Origin of the sequence: Jeotgalibaca arthritidis (genome assembly GCF_011100465.1) — a bacterium.
Classification (GTDB): domain Bacteria; phylum Bacillota; class Bacilli; order Lactobacillales; family Aerococcaceae; genus Jeotgalibaca; species Jeotgalibaca arthritidis.
Window position 1 is genome coordinate 1,892,199 of the sequence record NZ_CP049740.1, and the last position, 16,843, is coordinate 1,909,041.

General features: G+C 37.3%; 16 protein-coding genes. 13 read left to right on the forward strand and 3 right to left on the reverse strand.

Annotated elements, in window-relative coordinates; genetic code table 11:
• The first annotated feature begins 8 nt into the window (after positions 1 to 8).
• Entirely contained in the window at positions 9 to 1,133 is a 1,125-nt protein-coding gene (gene mnmA / locus G7057_RS09585; protein WP_076766573.1) for a tRNA 2-thiouridine(34) synthase MnmA, read from the forward strand.
• 130 nt (positions 1,134 to 1,263) lie between these two features.
• Positions 1,264 to 3,696: an SF1B family DNA helicase RecD2 gene (gene recD2, locus G7057_RS09590; RefSeq protein ID WP_166163291.1), complete on the forward strand. Its 2,433-nt coding sequence runs from the start codon at positions 1,264 to 1,266 to the stop codon at positions 3,694 to 3,696.
• Positions 3,697 to 3,738: 42 nt separating this feature from the next.
• Here recD2 and G7057_RS09595 read toward each other — a convergent pair whose 3' ends face one another.
• Positions 3,739 to 4,674: a diacylglycerol/lipid kinase family protein gene (locus G7057_RS09595; RefSeq protein WP_166163294.1), complete on the reverse strand. Its 936-nt coding sequence runs from the start codon at positions 4,672 to 4,674 to the stop codon at positions 3,739 to 3,741.
• Between the two features lie 386 nt (positions 4,675 to 5,060).
• On the opposite strand from G7057_RS09595, the gene alaS reads away from it, so the two are divergent.
• From alaS to G7057_RS09650, 11 genes are all read left to right on the forward strand, one after another.
• Entirely contained in the window at positions 5,061 to 7,706 is a 2,646-nt protein-coding gene (gene alaS, locus G7057_RS09600) for an alanine--tRNA ligase (protein ID WP_166163297.1), read from the forward strand.
• Positions 7,707 to 7,808: 102 nt separating this feature from the next.
• Positions 7,809 to 8,078, forward strand: coding sequence for an IreB family regulatory phosphoprotein (locus G7057_RS09605; protein ID WP_166163299.1), 270 nt, complete (start codon positions 7,809 to 7,811; stop codon positions 8,076 to 8,078).
• Positions 8,075 to 8,491: a Holliday junction resolvase RuvX gene (gene ruvX, locus G7057_RS09610; protein ID WP_076766563.1), complete on the forward strand. Its 417-nt coding sequence runs from the start codon at positions 8,075 to 8,077 to the stop codon at positions 8,489 to 8,491. Before G7057_RS09605 ends, ruvX begins: the two co-directional genes overlap by 4 nt.
• 65 nt (positions 8,492 to 8,556) lie before the next feature.
• Positions 8,557 to 8,880 (forward strand): DUF1292 domain-containing protein, encoded by a 324-nt coding sequence (locus G7057_RS09615; RefSeq protein ID WP_166163302.1) that lies wholly within the window; start codon positions 8,557 to 8,559, stop codon positions 8,878 to 8,880.
• A gap of 200 nt (positions 8,881 to 9,080) precedes the next feature.
• The gene (gene mltG, locus G7057_RS09620) at positions 9,081 to 10,250 is read left to right on the forward strand and encodes an endolytic transglycosylase MltG (RefSeq protein ID WP_405002649.1); all 1,170 of its coding nucleotides are present in this window, start codon (positions 9,081 to 9,083) and stop codon (positions 10,248 to 10,250) included.
• Between the two features lie 30 nt (positions 10,251 to 10,280).
• Positions 10,281 to 10,913, forward strand: coding sequence for a uridine kinase (udk, locus tag G7057_RS09625; RefSeq protein ID WP_405002617.1), 633 nt, complete (start codon positions 10,281 to 10,283; stop codon positions 10,911 to 10,913).
• Between the two features lie 219 nt (positions 10,914 to 11,132).
• Positions 11,133 to 11,612, forward strand: coding sequence for a transcription elongation factor GreA (gene greA / locus G7057_RS09630; protein ID WP_166163311.1), 480 nt, complete (start codon positions 11,133 to 11,135; stop codon positions 11,610 to 11,612).
• A 167-nt stretch (positions 11,613 to 11,779) separates the two neighbouring features.
• Positions 11,780 to 12,514 carry a cell wall-active antibiotics response protein LiaF gene (liaF, locus tag G7057_RS09635; RefSeq protein WP_166163314.1) on the forward strand — a complete coding sequence of 245 codons (735 nt, stop codon included), beginning with the start codon at positions 11,780 to 11,782 and terminating at the stop codon, positions 12,512 to 12,514.
• A complete protein-coding gene (locus G7057_RS09640; protein ID WP_166163317.1) occupies positions 12,511 to 13,563 on the forward strand; it encodes a sensor histidine kinase in 1,053 nt (350 codons plus the stop codon). The genes liaF and G7057_RS09640 overlap by 4 nt, the downstream gene beginning before the upstream one ends.
• Before the next feature lie 17 nt (positions 13,564 to 13,580).
• A complete protein-coding gene (locus G7057_RS09645) occupies positions 13,581 to 14,213 on the forward strand; it encodes a response regulator transcription factor (RefSeq protein WP_166163320.1) in 633 nt (210 codons plus the stop codon).
• Between the two features lie 169 nt (positions 14,214 to 14,382).
• The gene (locus G7057_RS09650; protein WP_076766552.1) at positions 14,383 to 14,682 is read left to right on the forward strand and encodes a HesB/YadR/YfhF family protein; all 300 of its coding nucleotides are present in this window, start codon (positions 14,383 to 14,385) and stop codon (positions 14,680 to 14,682) included.
• Positions 14,683 to 14,774: 92 nt separating this feature from the next.
• Here the strand turns inward: G7057_RS09650 and rnjA are convergent, their stop codons facing one another.
• Complete coding sequence (rnjA, locus tag G7057_RS09655) at positions 14,775 to 16,451, reverse strand: ribonuclease J1 (protein WP_166163323.1); 1,677 nt, start codon at positions 16,449 to 16,451, stop codon at positions 14,775 to 14,777.
• Complete coding sequence (locus G7057_RS09660) at positions 16,448 to 16,666, reverse strand: DNA-directed RNA polymerase subunit epsilon (RefSeq protein WP_076766548.1); 219 nt, start codon at positions 16,664 to 16,666, stop codon at positions 16,448 to 16,450. The genes rnjA and G7057_RS09660 overlap by 4 nt, the downstream gene beginning before the upstream one ends.
• Between the last annotated feature and the right edge of the window lie 177 nt (positions 16,667 to 16,843).

Consider the following 16,843-nt stretch of genomic DNA (forward strand, 5'->3'; position numbering starts at 1 on the left):
ATGTGACAATGGAAAACAATGCAAACATCAGAGTTGTAGTAGGAATGAGTGGTGGCGTCGATTCTTCAGTAACAGCCTTATTGCTAAAAGAACAGGGCTATGATGTCATTGGTATTTTTATGAAAAATTGGGATGACACGGATGAATTTGGATTTTGTACAGCAACTGAAGATTACAAAGATGTTCAAGCTGTAGCACAACAAATTGGTGTTCCTTATTATTCTGTAAACTTTGAAAAGGAATATTGGGATAAAGTCTTCCAATACTTTTTAGATGAATACAAAAAAGGTCGCACTCCTAATCCAGACGTTATGTGTAATAAAGAAATCAAATTTAAAGCTTTCTTGGATTATGCCATGGATTTAGGGGCGGACTATGTTGCAACAGGACACTATGCGCAAGTGGTAAGGGATGAAGAGGGTGTTTCTCATTTATTGAGAGGCGTGGACAATAATAAAGACCAAACCTACTTCTTAAATCAACTATCGCAAGAACAATTATCAAAAACAATGTTCCCATTAGGTGGCATGGAAAAATCACAAGTAAGAGAAATCGCTGCAGCTGCAGGATTAGCAACAGCTAAGAAAAAAGATTCAACAGGTATTTGTTTTATTGGAGAGAAAAACTTTAAAACGTTTCTATCGACTTATTTACCAGCTGTATCTGGCGATATGGTCACTTTAGATGGTAAGAAAATGGGCGAACATGCTGGTTTGATGCATTATACGATTGGCCAACGTAAAGGTTTGGGCATCGGTGGCGGTGGCCAAACAGATGATCCTTGGTTTGTTGTTGGTAAAGAATTAGCTACCAATACTTTATTAGTTGGGCAAGGCTATCACCATGAGCGTTTATATGCAGACTACCTATTAGCTTCAGACATTCATTTTACGCGTACTGAAAAAATGCCAACAACATTTACTTGTACGGCTAAATTCCGTTACCGTCAAAAAGATACAAAAGTAACCGTAACGTTAAGTGACGATCAAACAGAAGCAAAAGTTGTCTTTGATGAAGCCGTTCGTGCGATTACACCGGGGCAAGCAGTCGTATTTTACGATGGCATGGAATGTCTAGGTGGCGGTATTATTGACAAAGCATTCCAAAACCAAGAAGAATTACAATACATTTAATCATTATCGAGCTGGGACAAGAGTCCTGGCTTTTTTTATAGCTAAGACTTAGGTGAGAGGCAGTTTTTTTAAGACTGATTTTAGGTTATAATGAAAACTATGATAACAAAGGGAAAGGAGAGGTCGACTTATGGAAACGAATGAGCAGCCTTATTTATTAGGAGAATTAAAAGCTGTCTTTTTTGAAAATCCATCGAACTTTTATAAAGTTCTCTTAATCGAACTTCATGAAAATAATTTCCCTATTGATAAGGACGAAATTGTTGTCACTGGTAATTTTGGTGATATTAGCTTGGATACCGTTTATCGTTTTACAGGTACAGCTGTCACTCATCCAAAGTATGGTATTCAATTTCAAGCCATCAGTTACGAAAGAGAGAAACCGACTGGAAAAAATGGGATGATTGCCTTCCTATCTAGTGACCGTTTCCCTGGAATAGGTAAGCGAACAGCTGAGAAAATCGTTGATACGCTTGGGGAACAAGCCATAGATGCTATTTTAGATCATCCAGATTGTTTGAAGCAGGTTTCAGGTTTAAATGAGAAAAAAAGACAGATGATTTACGATGTCCTCCAACAAGTTCAAGGGACTGAAAAGACGATTATTGAACTTGCTAATTTAGGGTTTACGAATCATCAAGCTGCGGCTATTATGCAAGTTTATAAAACAGAAACACTGCAAATCGTGAGAGAAAATCCTTATCAGTTAATCCAAGATATCGATGGTATTGGCTTTAAACGAGCCGATCAACTCGCTATGGAGCTTGATATTGAAGCAGACGATAAGAACCGAATTAAAGGGGCTATTATTTCAACCGTTCAAGATCTATGTTTGTCCAATGGTGATACTTATGTTGAAAGTAATGAATTATTTGATCGTTCGTTGCAACTGCTTGAAACAAGCCGCCGTTTCGTTATCGAGGATCAACTCTTGATTGAAAGTGTCGTTGAAATGGTCGAGAATATGGAACTCGTCGAGGATCAAAAACGCTTTGCATTGCCCTCTTTATTTTTTGCAGAAGAGGGAATTGCATCTAGTCTGTACCGCTTTTTGAAGAAGGATAAAAGTATTGACTATCCAGGTGTCGATTTCAAAAAAGAAATTAGTAAAATGGAAGATAAACTGAACATTCAATATGACGATATTCAAGCTGATGCGATTGAGCAAGCCTTAACGCGGCCGTTTTTTATCTTAACGGGTGGCCCTGGTACGGGGAAAACGACGGTATTAAATGGGATTGTTAATCTGTTTTGTGAATTGAATGATCTTCCTGTTAATTCAATGGAGTACCTCAATGGTATTTATCCCATTATTATGGCAGCACCAACAGGTCGGGCTGCTAAACGGATGAATGAAATGACTGGTATTCCAAGTAGTACCATTCACCGTCTACTAGGATTAACCGGTCAAGAAAATCCCAATGATGACGTCTATACACAAGAATTAGAGGGGAAACTGCTAATTATTGATGAGTCATCTATGGTCGATACATGGCTGATGAATCGTTTGTTAAAATCTATTCCTGCCGGTATGCAAGTTATTTTTGTTGGTGATAAAGATCAATTACCATCAGTTGGACCAGGACAAGTCTTGTTTGATTTATTGAGTAGCCAAGTTATTCCTCAGGTTGAACTAAGACGTATCTATCGCCAAGCGGGTGGATCTTCAATTATTCCTTTAGCCCATGAAATCAAAGAAGGGCAACTTGCTCCTGACTTTACTCGTAATCATAATGACCGGTCGTTTTTTACTTGTCAGGCGAATCAGATTGAACCACTCATTCGTACTGTTGTGGAAAAAGCAAAGGCCAAAGGATATACTGCTAAGGATATTCAAATACTGGCACCTATGTATAAGGGGCCGGCTGGTATTAATGCTTTGAATGTCATGATGCAAGATATTCTAAATCCAAATCCTGATAAACGAAGAAGAGAAGCTCAGTATTTCGATGCCTTATACCGAGTAGGCGATAAAATTCTTCAGTTAGTTAATCAGCCGGAACTAAATATTTTTAATGGTGATATTGGTGAAATTGTCAGCATTCAATATGCGAAGGAAACAGAAGATAAAGTAGATGAGATAACGGTTGTTTTTGATAGTGTGGAAGTCACCTATAAAAGGAATGATTGGAACAAATTTACATTAGCCTACTGCTGCTCCATCCATAAGGCTCAAGGTAGCGAGTTTTCGATGGTCATTTTACCCATGGTGCGTCAATATGGCCGTATGCTAAAGCGGAATTTACTTTATACAGCCGTAACTCGTAGTAAAAGTAAGTTAATTTTGTGTGGTGAAGTGGAAGCATTTGAATTTGCTATTAAAAATACTGGTGATTTGAGAAAAACCATGTTGATTGAGAAAGTGGTTCGCCATCAAAATAGCGATAAAATTATTATTGAAGCTGAACCGATTAAGCAAGAAACAATTAGTCAAGTCGTTGAAGAGTTTGAAACCACTGTAACTGAACCTGATTATCAGCTAACAATTGAAAAAATCCAAAAGGGTAATATTGATCCAATGATTGGGATGGCTGATATGTCACCTTATGACTTTATTCATTAATAGAAAAAGCGTTAGAGAATAAGATTCTCTAACGCTTTTTCTTTACTGCCACAGTAAAAATGATGCTAATTCAAAATTAAAGTGGTAGTCATCTTCTGCTAGGGATTCACCATCCACTTGGGTAGGGGCAGTGGCCATAACTTGAATAGCAATTTCTTTGCCACTGATACGGCGAAAATGCTCAGAGTGAATATGACTGCCAGTTGTTAGTACCTTAGTCAATAATTTAACGAGCTCTGGAAAGGCCATGTTTTTAATCATCATCACTGCTAATTCATGATTGTTGGATTGGGATTCAGGATCAATCTTAATTCCCCCGCCAAAATAAGGATGGTTCATCGCACCTACAATAAGAATATCTGAATCAGTATAGGTTTCACCGTCAACAGTGACAGAAATGTCAAAGGTTTTTCTGTCTTTAAAGGCAGAAGAAATACTCTTTAAGTAAATAAGTTTTTCTAAGCCAACAGCTGATAGTATTGTTTTTTTAGTGTGTTTGTCATTAAGAATTTGAATGATTTTACCGTCAAAGCCCATACCTAAGCTATTAAGACCGATGCCTTTCACGTCTTTCTCCTCGTCACGATAGATAAAACATTCAATGAGAGTAGGGTGGTCAGCTTTTAGAATAGCTTTCAAAACAGTTTTATAATGGCTACTCATTCCAATCGATCGTGCGAAGTCATTGCCAGTTCCTGCTGGCAAGTAGGCAACTGGAATCTTTAAATTAGCTTGAATTAACCCTGTGACAGCTTCATGTAAGGTACCGTCACCGCCAATAATGAGGATTCGCTCGTCTTGTTTAAGTTGTCTAGCAATAGTTTGGATAAGCGTAATAGTGTGTTTGCGGTATTCAGTTTGGTAAAAGGTAAAAGGAATCGCTTGTTTATCCAGAATACGGTGAACATCTAGGGCAATTTTTCTACCCTTTCCCGATCCTGAATGAAGATTGGCGATGATATGATAGCGAATGGTCATCAGATACTCCTTCTAATAAACGTAAGATATAATGTCTAATCTTATCACGATTATGAACTTTTAACAAATTGTGATAGTGGGTTGAAATGTCAAAATATGCTTGCTTCAAGGCTTTATTTTAGCTATACTTATAACGATTATAAAAGGCCATATCATTTAGAAACAGTAGAGAGTCTGCCATTGGTGAAAGGGGACAGTCTGGATGATGCTCCCTTTTAGTAATGTGGTAGAAATACCATCGCTGCCAGCGATATCGGCTTTTAAGAAGTAATGAAGAATGGTAACATTCCATTGCAATCAAGGTGGTACCGCGGTCAAACGCCCTTGAATGCTGTGGGGTGTTTTTTTGTTTCTTCAAAATAAGAAGATATAAGGAGTCGAAATAAATGAAACAAATGAAAAGTAGTGAGGTTCGTCAATTATTCTTAGACTTTTGGGCTTCAAAAGGCCATCAGGTTGAACCAAGTGCGTCCTTAGTACCTGTTAATGATCCAACCTTGTTATGGATTAACTCAGGTGTTGCAACACTTAAAAAATATTTTGATGGTACAATTGTTCCAGAAAATCCAAGAATTACCAATGCACAAAAGAGTATCCGTACTAACGATATTGAAAATGTTGGGGTAACAGCAAGACACCACACGCTATTCGAAATGTTAGGTAACTTCTCAATTGGTGAGTATTTCAAGGAAGAGGTTATTCCTTGGGCATGGGAGTTTTTAACTGGTGAAGAATGGTTAGCGTTTGATCCTGAATTACTTTATGTGACTTACTACCCGCAAGACGAAGATACAAAACGAATTTGGATGGAAAAAGTAGGATTATCAGAAGACCATATTGTTCCTATTGAAGATAACTTCTGGGATATTGGTGCCGGACCTTGTGGACCAGATACTGAAATCTTTTATGATCGTGGACCAGCTTACCAAGATCTTCCGGATGAAGATCCAGAAATGTATCCAGGTGGCGAAAATGAGCGTTATTTAGAAATCTGGAACTTAGTATTTTCTGAATTCAATCACAAACCAGATGGTAGCTATGAAGCATTGCCACACAAAAACGTTGATACGGGTATGGGATTAGAGCGCGTTGTTAGCATTATTCAAGATGCACCGACAAACTTCGAAACCGATTTATTTATGCCGATTATCAAAAAGATTGAAGCTTTAAGCAACGGTGTTCGTTATGGAGAAGATAATAAAGTTGATACATCATTCAAAGTTATTGCAGACCACATCCGTGCCGTTAGTTTTGCGATTGGTGATCGTGCACTTCCTTCTAATGAAGGTAGAGGCTACATCTTACGCCGTTTAATTCGCCGTTCTGTCATGCACGGCCAAAAACTGGGTATCAATCGTTTATTCTTATTTGAGTTGGTTCCTGTTGTCGCTGAAATTATGGAAGACTATTATCCAGAAGTTAAGGCAGACCAAGATTTTATTATCAAAGTGATTACTAACGAAGAACAACGTTTCCAAGAAACCATTCATGGTGGCTTAGACATTTTACAAGACGTTTTTGCAAAAATGACTGATCGTAAGGAAACTGTTATTTCTGGCGAAGATGCGTTTAAATTGTATGATACTTATGGATTCCCGCTTGAATTAACAGAAGAATATGCGGAGGAAAAAGGCTTTACTGTTGACCGTGATGGCTTCAATGAAGCCATGCAAGACCAACGTAACCGTGCACGTGCGGCTAGACAAGTGGAAGATTCATTTAACGTGCAATCAGCTATCTTAGCGGACATTATTGTTCCGAGTGAATTCGTGGGTTACAACCGTACAGAATTAACAGCGGAGTTGTCTGCTATAGTTGCTGATGATGAATTAAAAGAACAAATTGAAGATGGCCAAACAGCACAATTCATTTTCAATCAAACACCATTTTATGCTGAAATGGGTGGTCAAGTAGCTGATACAGGCGTTATCAAAGACGATAACAATCAAGTTGTTGCTCTTGTAACAGATGTTAAACGTGCACCAAATGGTCAAAACTTACATATTGTTGAAGTTAAGGCAACCATGACAGCAAACACTGTTTACACACTTGAAGTTGATGCAGGTCGTCGTAGAAGTATTACGAAAAACCATACAGCAACTCACTTGTTACACCAAGCATTACGTGATGTTTTAGGTAGTCATGCAACCCAAGCGGGTTCACTTGTATCAGAAAATCATTTGCGTTTTGACTTTACTCATTTTGGACAAGTAACAGCTGAGGAACTTATCGAAATGGAAAGCCAAGTTAACCAAAAGATTTGGGATGCTTTACAAGTTGAAACAATCGAAACAAGCATTGACCATGCGAAAGAATTAGGCGCGATGGCACTGTTTGGTGAGAAATACGGCTCAGAAGTTCGTGTTGTTAAAATTGGGAACTACTCGATTGAATTATGTGGTGGTGTCCACGTTCAAAACAGTCAAGATATTGGCTTGTTTAAAATTCTATCTGAATCAGGAATTGGCGCTGGAACACGACGTATCGAAGCTGTCACAGGTCAAGGAGCATATGAATATTTCCGACAAAAAGAAATGCAACTGCAAGAAGCTGCGCACTTAGTCAAAGCACCACAAACTAAAGAAGTAGCGAAACGTATTGAAACCTTGAAGGAAGAACTAAAAGACCTTCAAGCTGAAAATGACTCACTTAATGCAAAATTAATGAAGGCAGAATCACAAAGTATCTTTGATGATATTCAAGATGCTAACGGTGTAAGTGTGATTACGTATCACATTCAAAACCAAGATATGAATGCCTTGCGTCAATTAGCTGACCAATGGCGTCAACAATCCGTTTCAGATGTTTTTGTTGTCGCATCAGACTTAGATGGGAAAGTTAGCTTATTAGCTGCTGTTTCTAAAGATAAGGTAACAGCAGGTATTAAGGCGGGTGACCTTATTAAGGAAATCGCACCTCTAGTAGGTGGTGGTGGCGGAGGCCGTCCAGACATGGCTCAAGCAGGTGGAAAGAACCCGGCCGGTATTTCAGATGCCTTAAAACGAGCAGTCACTTACTTATCAGAGAAATAGCATTCAGACTATGATAATGGTTTCATTTCTTTGACCGATACGGTTGTAGTTTGAGTTTAAGTCCTGTAAAATATGGGTATATCATAAAAATGGGGTGTCTAAATGAATTCAAAAGACGAAACGATGTTATTCAACTTCGATGACTATCAAAAAGAGAATGTGAGAGATACCTTGACAACAGTCTATGCAGCACTAGAAGAAAAAGGTTACAACCCGGTTAATCAAATTGTAGGATTCCTCTTGTCAGGAGACCCAGCTTATATTCCACGTCATAACGATGCGAGAAACATGATCCGTCGTTTTGAACGTGATGAAATTATGGAAGAATTACTGAAAAGTTATTTATCAGTAACTGATCGTGAACAATCATGAGAATAATGGGATTAGATGTGGGGTCTAAAACAGTAGGTGTTGCTGTAAGTGATCTAATGGGATGGACCGCACAAGGTATTGAAACGATTCAAATCAATGAAGAAGAAGAAAAGTTTGGCATGGACCGTTTAAAAGAGCTCATTGCTGAATATGAAGTTGAGAAAGTCGTGATTGGCCTTCCTAAGAATATGGATAACAGTATCGGTTTTAGAGCAGAAGCTTCTATAGCCTATGGCGATTTAGTTAAGGCTGAGACTGGTTTAGAAGTTGATTATGTTGACGAGCGACTAACAACAGTTCAAGCTGAAAAGATGCTGATTAATGAAGGCAATGTATCACGTAAGAAAAGAAAAAAAGTTATTGATAAACTAGCTGCGGTTATTCTATTGCAAAATTATTTGGATGCACATTGAAATATCATTAGCAATTGAATCTGAATAAGGTTAAAATGACTTAAATACTATAACGAGGTGTTAATATGACAGAACATAATCACGATCATAACCATGATCACGACCATGACCACCATAACCATGAACATATTACAATTGTAGATGAAAATGGTAATGAAGAACTATACGAAGTATTATTTACGTTTGAATCAGATGATTTTGGTAAATCATACGTTTTAGTTTACCCAGCAGGTGTTCCTGAAGGTGACGAAATTGAATTACAAGCTTACTCTTACGTTGAAAATGCTGACGGAACTGAGGGCGATTTAGAACCAATCGAAACCGAAGAAGAATGGGATATGATTGAAGAAGTTCTAAACACATTTATCGAAGACGAAGACATGAACTAAAGACTATGAAATAAAGGGTTGGGACAAAAATCCCAACCCTTTATTTTGGTGAAAACTTTAGAAATAGATAAAAAATAGTTAAAATTACTCACTTTTCATAGTTTTCATGTATAATGATTTGAGTTAAGTATGTTATGACTGAAAATGTTGGAGAAGGAGGTTCGTATTTGGTGAAAGACGATACCAGACAAACCGAAAAGATGCGTAGCAAGAATAAGAAGCCAGCTACGCCACAAACAGAATTTGAGGAAAAATGGGTTATGAGAAAAAAAGAAAACTCACTAATTAAGAAAATTGTTTTTTCAATTATTTTTGTAGGTATTCTCTTAATTTTGATTGTCGGAATTGTAGGTTACAACTACATCACGACTGCTCTCAAACCGCTTGATTCTAATAATCAAACGACTGTAGAAGTCGAAATACCCATGGGTTCTTCAACAAAACGAATCGCAGAGATATTGGAAGAAGAGACCATAATTAAAGATGCAACGGTCTTTAATTATTATATGAAGACACAAAATGCATCTGATTTTCAAGCTGGTTTTTATGAATTCTCTCCATCTATGGAATTAGACCAAGTGATTGCAACGCTAGAGGCTGGTGGAACATCAGCACCATTATCAGAAGATAATAAAATCTTGGTGAAAGAAGGAGCCATGGTTGCTGAAATTGCTCAGGAGTTTTCAGAAAAAACAGATTATACTGAACAAGAATTTTTATCAGTCATTGCGGATGTTACCTTTATCGATAAACTTGCAGCTGATTTTCCAGAGCTTATAACGGAAGATTTGAAGCAAGAAGACTTGTATTATTATCGATTAGAAGGCTATTTGTTCCCAGCGACCTATGATATTTTGTCAGACTATACAGTTGAAGATCTCATTTATGAAATGGTCAGAAAAACGAATGAGGTTATTAAACCCTATTTGACTGAGATTAAAGAATCTGGAATGACCGTGCATCAAGTATTAACACTCGCTTCTCTAGTAGAAAAAGAGGGTGTTAGCTATGAAGACCGTCAAATGATTGCGGATGTTTTCTTAAATCGTTTAGAAACGGATATGGCTATTCAATCAGATATTAGTATTCTTTACGCATTAGGAGAACATAAAGAGTTTGTAACCTATGCAGATACAGAAGTTGACTCACCTTATAACCTTTATGTTAACAAAGGCTTGGGGCCAGGGCCATTTAATAACCCAGGAGAAGACGCCATTAAAGCGGTATTAGATCCAATTGAAACGGATTATTATTACTTCTTGGCTGATCTAGAGACAGGGGAAGTTTACTTCGCTGAAACTTACGAAGAACACCTAGAGCTGTCAGACAAGTACATTAAAGTGCCCGATAGCGAATCAGAAGCAGAATAATTATTAAGATAGATGGAAGTGAACGTAAATATGAAGAGACCAATCGTGATTGGGGTTACCGGTGGATCGGGTAGTGGAAAAACATCGGTTAGCCGAGCGATTTTTGAGAAGTTTTCGGACTTATCAATATTACTATTAGAACAAGATTATTATTATAAGGATCAAAGTCATTTACCGTTTGAAGAGCGCTTAAAGACAAACTATGACCACCCGTTTGCCTTTGACAATGATCGCTTTATTTCGGATTTAGAAGACTTGATTCATTATAAGAGTATCGAGCAACCTGTTTATGATTATGCAAACCACACTAGAAGTAATCAAGTGATTCCAAGAGACCCTAAGGAAGTTATTATTGTTGAAGGGATTCTGATTCTAGAGGACGAAAGATTACGTAACCTGATGGACATTAAGGTGTATGTTGATACGGATGACGATATTCGCATTATTCGTCGTATTAAGCGTGATATTGAAGAGAGAGGCCGTACACTTGATAGTGTTATTGATCAATACCTATCAGTTGTTAAGCCAATGCATCACCAATTTATTGAGCCGACTAAAAAGTTTGCCGATATTATTATTCCTGAAGGTGGTAAGAATCAGGTTGCCATTGATTTAATGACGACGAAAATTGCCTCTATTCTTCAAGAGTCATCAAAAGACTAGAAAAAATAAAATAATAATTGCTTTTTTATGCAGATGATGTTATTTTATTATCATTGTTAAGCAGAAACAACGAAACAGTAAAAATAGCCGTTGATACAGGTATTCGCATAGCCTTGCGAATGCCTGATTTCGTAAAAATAAACTCTCTTTCCAGTAGAAAGAATTAAAACGCTATCATTTTTATTGTGGATTAAACATGGCAAAAAAGGAGAAGGTAGTATGATTGAAAAAGTTTATCCAATGACTTTAGATGGAAAACGTAAATTAGAAGATGAATTAGAAGATTTAAAAATTAACAAACGAAAAGAAATCGTAGAACGCATTAAAATTGCACGTAGCTATGGTGACTTATCCGAAAATTCAGAATACGAATCAGCTAAGGATGAACAAGCATTTGTTGAAGGTCGTATTTCAACGCTTGAAAAAATGATTCGTTTCGCTGAAATTATTGATGATAAAAATATTGAAGCAGATGTGGTATCACTGGGACGTACAGTGACATTTGTTGAACTACCTTACGATGATGAGGAATCCTATTCAATCGTTGGTAGTGCAGAAGCTAACCCGCTAGAAGGTAAAATTTCAAACGATTCACCTATTGCTAAAGCTTTATTAGGTAAAAAAGTCGGTGACGAAGTCAGCATCGCAACACCAGGTGGCGAAATGATTGTAAAAATTACTGACGTAAAAATGATTTAATAGTCTTAAAATAAGAAATCAGAACATTTATTGTTCTGATTTTTTTCGTTTAATGATAAGATGAAGCTGACTAAGACTTTAGGCTGAGAGAAGCTTCCATCTTAGGTGCACATCTTCATGTGTCATAATTCGGTATAATAAAAGAAAAGGTGAAGGAGGGGAAGCATTTGCGCCGCCAAACATTTAAACTATTTCTTTTCTTGGAAGCAATGTTGCTCCTATTAACGTTATTTTTATTGATTGAAAATAACGAATTGTTAGCAGTTATTATCGGTGGTTCCATTTTGCTAAAATTAGGCAGTAGAAAAGGCCGTAAAAATGGTCTGTTATTTTGGATCGGGCTATCCTTAATCATTTTTAGTCTACTATCTGTTTTTACAGTTTGGTTTATGCTGATTTTAGCAGTCTTTTATTTAATTATGAATGGGGATCAATTATTCTCAGATTTGAATATTAGTAATTGGGTTGATTTTCCATGGAATAAAAAAAGTTATACAGGAATAGAAGTTGAAAGGCCCATTGATCATTCAGGTGAACGTTTAAAGCAAAAGTGGATGGGCAATCAAACGATTGGGAACCACATTTTTGAATGGAATAATATCAATATGTCTGTTTTAATGGGAGATACGATTATTGATTTAGGTAATACACTATTGCCGGCTGAAGAAAACATAATATTGATTAGAAAAGGTTTCGGACAGACTCGGATTATCGTACCAGCAGGTGTAGGGGTTTCTCTTCATCATTCTACGCTTCAAGGGCAGGTGACGTTTCAACATGAAACCTATCAATTATCAAATGAGACTTTAATTCTTTATAGTGATGATTATGCTGAAGCGAGTCGGAAAATAAAAATTGTCTCAAATAGTTTTTTTGGTGATTTTGAGGTGATTTATTTATGAGAAGAAAACTTTTTTTCAAAACCTTTCTCATTATTTTATCCATACTCTTAGTCACTGTTTTTGCAACATTATTCTCGATTCGACCTCTTTTAAATTTTAGAGACTTAGTTGATATTGAAAATTTATTTAAAGTTCCTATTTTTATGGTCATGCCGGTATTTATTATTGGCTTCTCGCTTGTTTTTTCATGGGTTATTTACTATAACTTAACTCGGATCGAACGCAACGTTGTTGATAGACTACATAGTTTAAATATAGGTAATTATAATTTGGACGAGCAATTAGATGGCTTGGAGTCTTCAGTCCTTTCGAGAGATGGGTCTAGTGCCATTAGGGAAGAGATAAGCCAGTTGCGAAACAAGTTGGTTCATTTATCAAGGGAAGTACAAGAATTGAGCAGTGCACCCCAATTAATTGGTAAAGAAAGCAAAGAAGAAATTCTAGAAAATGAGCGTCATCGGATTGCAAGAGAATTGCATGATTCAGTGAGTCAACAATTGTTTGCAGCAATGATGATGTTATCGGCATTGAATGAACGTTCTGATACCTTACCTGAAAAGATCCAACAATCGTTGCGATTGGTGGAGTCAATTGTCAACGAGTCACAATCGGAAATGAGAGCCTTACTGCTTCATTTGAGACCTGTTAAGCTTGAAGGGAAGACCCTTAAAAAAGGAATTGAGCAATTATTAAACGAACTGAAAACAAAAATACAAATCAAAATTAAGTGGGAGATTATGCCGATTGATACGATTCCTGGTGTCGAAGACCATCTTTTTCGGATTATCCAGGAACTATTGTCGAATACCCTTCGTCACGCTAAGGCAAAAACATTAGAAGTATACCTGACTCAGAATATCAACGAAATTAGTTTGCGCGTTTTTGATGACGGTGTGGGCTTTGATAGCCAAGTGAAAAAAGCAGGGTCTTATGGCTTAGCAAATATTCAAGAGAGAGTGAGTGGTCTAGGTGGGACTTGTAAGATAATCAGTTTCCCATCTCAAGGGACTATTGTTGAAATTCGAATTCCTAATACGATGAATGATTGAAAAGGTTGTGAAATGAAATGATCCGTGTGTTAATTGTAGACGACCATGAAATGGTCCGCTTAGGCTATTCAGCCTACCTATCGATTCAAGACGATATTGAGGTAATCGGAGAAGCGAGCGATGGTCAGGAAGGGTATAAAATGGCGCTAGAACATCGTCCAGATATTATTTTGATGGATTTGGTGATGGACGTCATGGATGGGATAGAATCCACAAAACTAATTCTAAAGGAATGGCCAGAAGCAAAGATTATTATTGTAACGAGCTTTATTGATGATGAGAAGGTTTATCCTGCTTTAGAAGCAGGTGCAGCAGGCTATATGTTAAAAACCTCATCTGCTCATGAAATTGCGGATGCTATTCGATCTTCTTATAAAGGTGAGCGTGTCTTAGAACCTGAAGTGACCGATAAAATGCTTGAAAAACTGACACGAAAAGCAGAGCATTACTTACATGAAGATTTAACATCTCGTGAGATGGAAGTGCTCCTATTAGTTGCAGAAGGACACTCCAATCAGGATATTGCTGATCAACTCTTCATTACGCTGAAGACCGTTAAGACTCATGTATCGAACATATTATCGAAACTACAAGTGGAAGATCGGACACAAGCAACTATTTATGCCTTCAAACATCAGCTAATCAAATAAGCTGTTATTATTTTATTTAACTACTGTTTTTTCTCTAATTAACCCTGTTTTAATAAGTTTTGTTTTACGATAAGTTCATAATGTTGATACAGTTTGTTTATCTGTGTTATAATTGATTTAGCAAGAAATTGAGAGGAGGAGTCGGAAGTGTTTGATCCGGCGTAAGCATATGGAAATTACAGTTACAGAAAAAGCACAAAAATGGTTTGAAGAAGAAATGGCTATTACAAACAATAATGGTGTTCGTTTTTTAGCAAAGATTTATGGCGATAGCCCGATTCATGACGGTTTTTCTGTTGGTATCCAAGTTGCAGAACCAGAAAATGTCGTTGCTCTTAAAAGAGTGAATGATATCTCTTACTTTATCGAAGAGAATGATGAATGGTTTTTTGCAGGGTATAATTTGGAAGTTGCCTTTGATGAGAAATTAAATGAACCGGCTTACCTTTTCCACAAAATAACAGAATAAATGTAAACGAGGCTGTCTTAAAAAGATGGCTTTTTTTATAGTTTTAACAGCAAAAAAGGTTGGAGAAAAATTCTCCAACCTTTTTATTGTCATTATAACGGCATGATAACCGGTACAACCATTGGACGGCGTTCTGTTTTCTCGAATAAGAAAGGTTGAACAACATCGATAATGGCATCTTTTAGACGTTTTTCATTTATTTTATCATCATGTGATAGTGTCCGATTAACTTCTTGTTTAATCAATGACTGTGCTTCGCTAATTAAAGAGCCCGATTCACGCATATAAATGAATCCGCGTGATAAGATATCTGGACCAGCAGCTAATTGTTTTGTTTTGAAATCGACTGTTAGGACGACAACAACCAAACCATCTTGTGATAGGATGCGACGGTCACGTAAAACGATATTTCCGATATCGCCGATTCCTTTACCATCAACATAAACATCAGCAGCAGGGAAGTTACCCGCTGGACGAGCAGTATCGTTTGTTAAGGCAAGAATGTCACCATTTTCCATGATAAAGCTATTTTCTTTTGGAATACCACATTGCTCAGCTAGGCTAGCGTGGATTTTCAACATGCGAAACTCACCGTGGACCGGCATAAAGTATTTTGGTTTCATTAGACGAAGCATCAATTTCTGTTCTTCTTGTCCACCGTGTCCAGAAGTATGGACATTATTTACTTTACCGTGAATCACACGTGCACCAGCTTCTAAAAGTTGGTTGATGACGCGATTAACACTACCAGTGTTACCTGGAATCGGTGAGCTTGAGAAAATAACAGTGTCGCTTGGTTGGATGCTGATTTGACGGTGAGTGCCATTAGCGATACGACTTAACGCAGCCATCGGTTCACCCTGAGCACCTGTACATAGAATTAAAACTTTATCAGCAGGGTATTGGTTAATTTCACGAGCATCGATAAACGTATCATCTGGTGCAACAATATAACCTAATTCTCTAGCTGTCTGGAACGAATTCTCCATACTTCTGCCAAAGACCGCCAATTTTCTTCCCGTCTCCAATGCTACCTCGGTTACCTGTTGTAGACGAGAGATATTAGAAGCAAAAGAGGCAAAGATAATCCGACCATCGATACGTTGAATGATGTTGGATAACGATTGGCCAACAGTGCGTTCAGACTGTGTGAAGCCAGGCACTTCAGCGTTGGTACTGTCACTCATTAGAAGTAACACACCTTCATCGCCAAGCTTTGCCATGCGATGCAAGTCAGCAGGGTTGCCATCAACCGGTGTTAAGTCGAACTTAAAGTCACCTGTAAAGACAATGTTACCTGGTGGTGTTTTTACAACAATACTTCTTGTATCTGGGATACTGTGAGTTGTTCTAAAAAAGCTAACGCTTGTCTTTCTGAACTTTACAACTGTTTCATCTTTAATAACATGTAATTCTGCATCTCTTAAAAGGCCGTGTTCATCAAGTTTATTACGGATTAATGCAAGCGCAATTTCACCTGCATAAATAGGGATGTTCAGCTCTTTTAAGAGGAAAGGTACGCCACCGATATGGTCTTCATGACCATGAGAGATGAAAAGACCTTTAATTTTACTTTGGTTTTGCACTAAATAAGAATAATCTGGAATAACATAATCGATTCCTAGAAGATCATCTTCTGGGAACATTACGCCGGAATCCAAAATGATAATTTCATCTTGGTATTGTACGGCATACATGTTTTTTCCGATTTCGCCTAGTCCCCCTAAGGCGAATACTCCTACTTCGTTGTTACGAATATTTGGTTTCATTGAGGAAACACCGTTACTTGGAAGTCTGGATTTTGTTGTTCATACTCCAGATGCTTTCCTTCTAATGGTTGTATAAACTCAATATTATAGGGGGTATTTTCTTCTAATATACGTCTTGCTTCAACTTGGTTTTCAGCTTCGATGTAAAGCGATTCTGTGGATTCTCTTGTCGGAATCACAATTTTGTTTTCTTGATAAGTCACTTTAAATAACATATGATCACTCCTGGTATTTCTATATTTTTCGCATTGAAAAAACAATTTAACGCCAAACTGGTCTTTTTTGTATTTTCGATACAATCGTTAGTATAAGTTTACCACAATCCATCTAAATGCGCATAGAAATCTAACGTAATGTGAGGTGGAAATGTTATAGTTAAAAAAATAAACAAA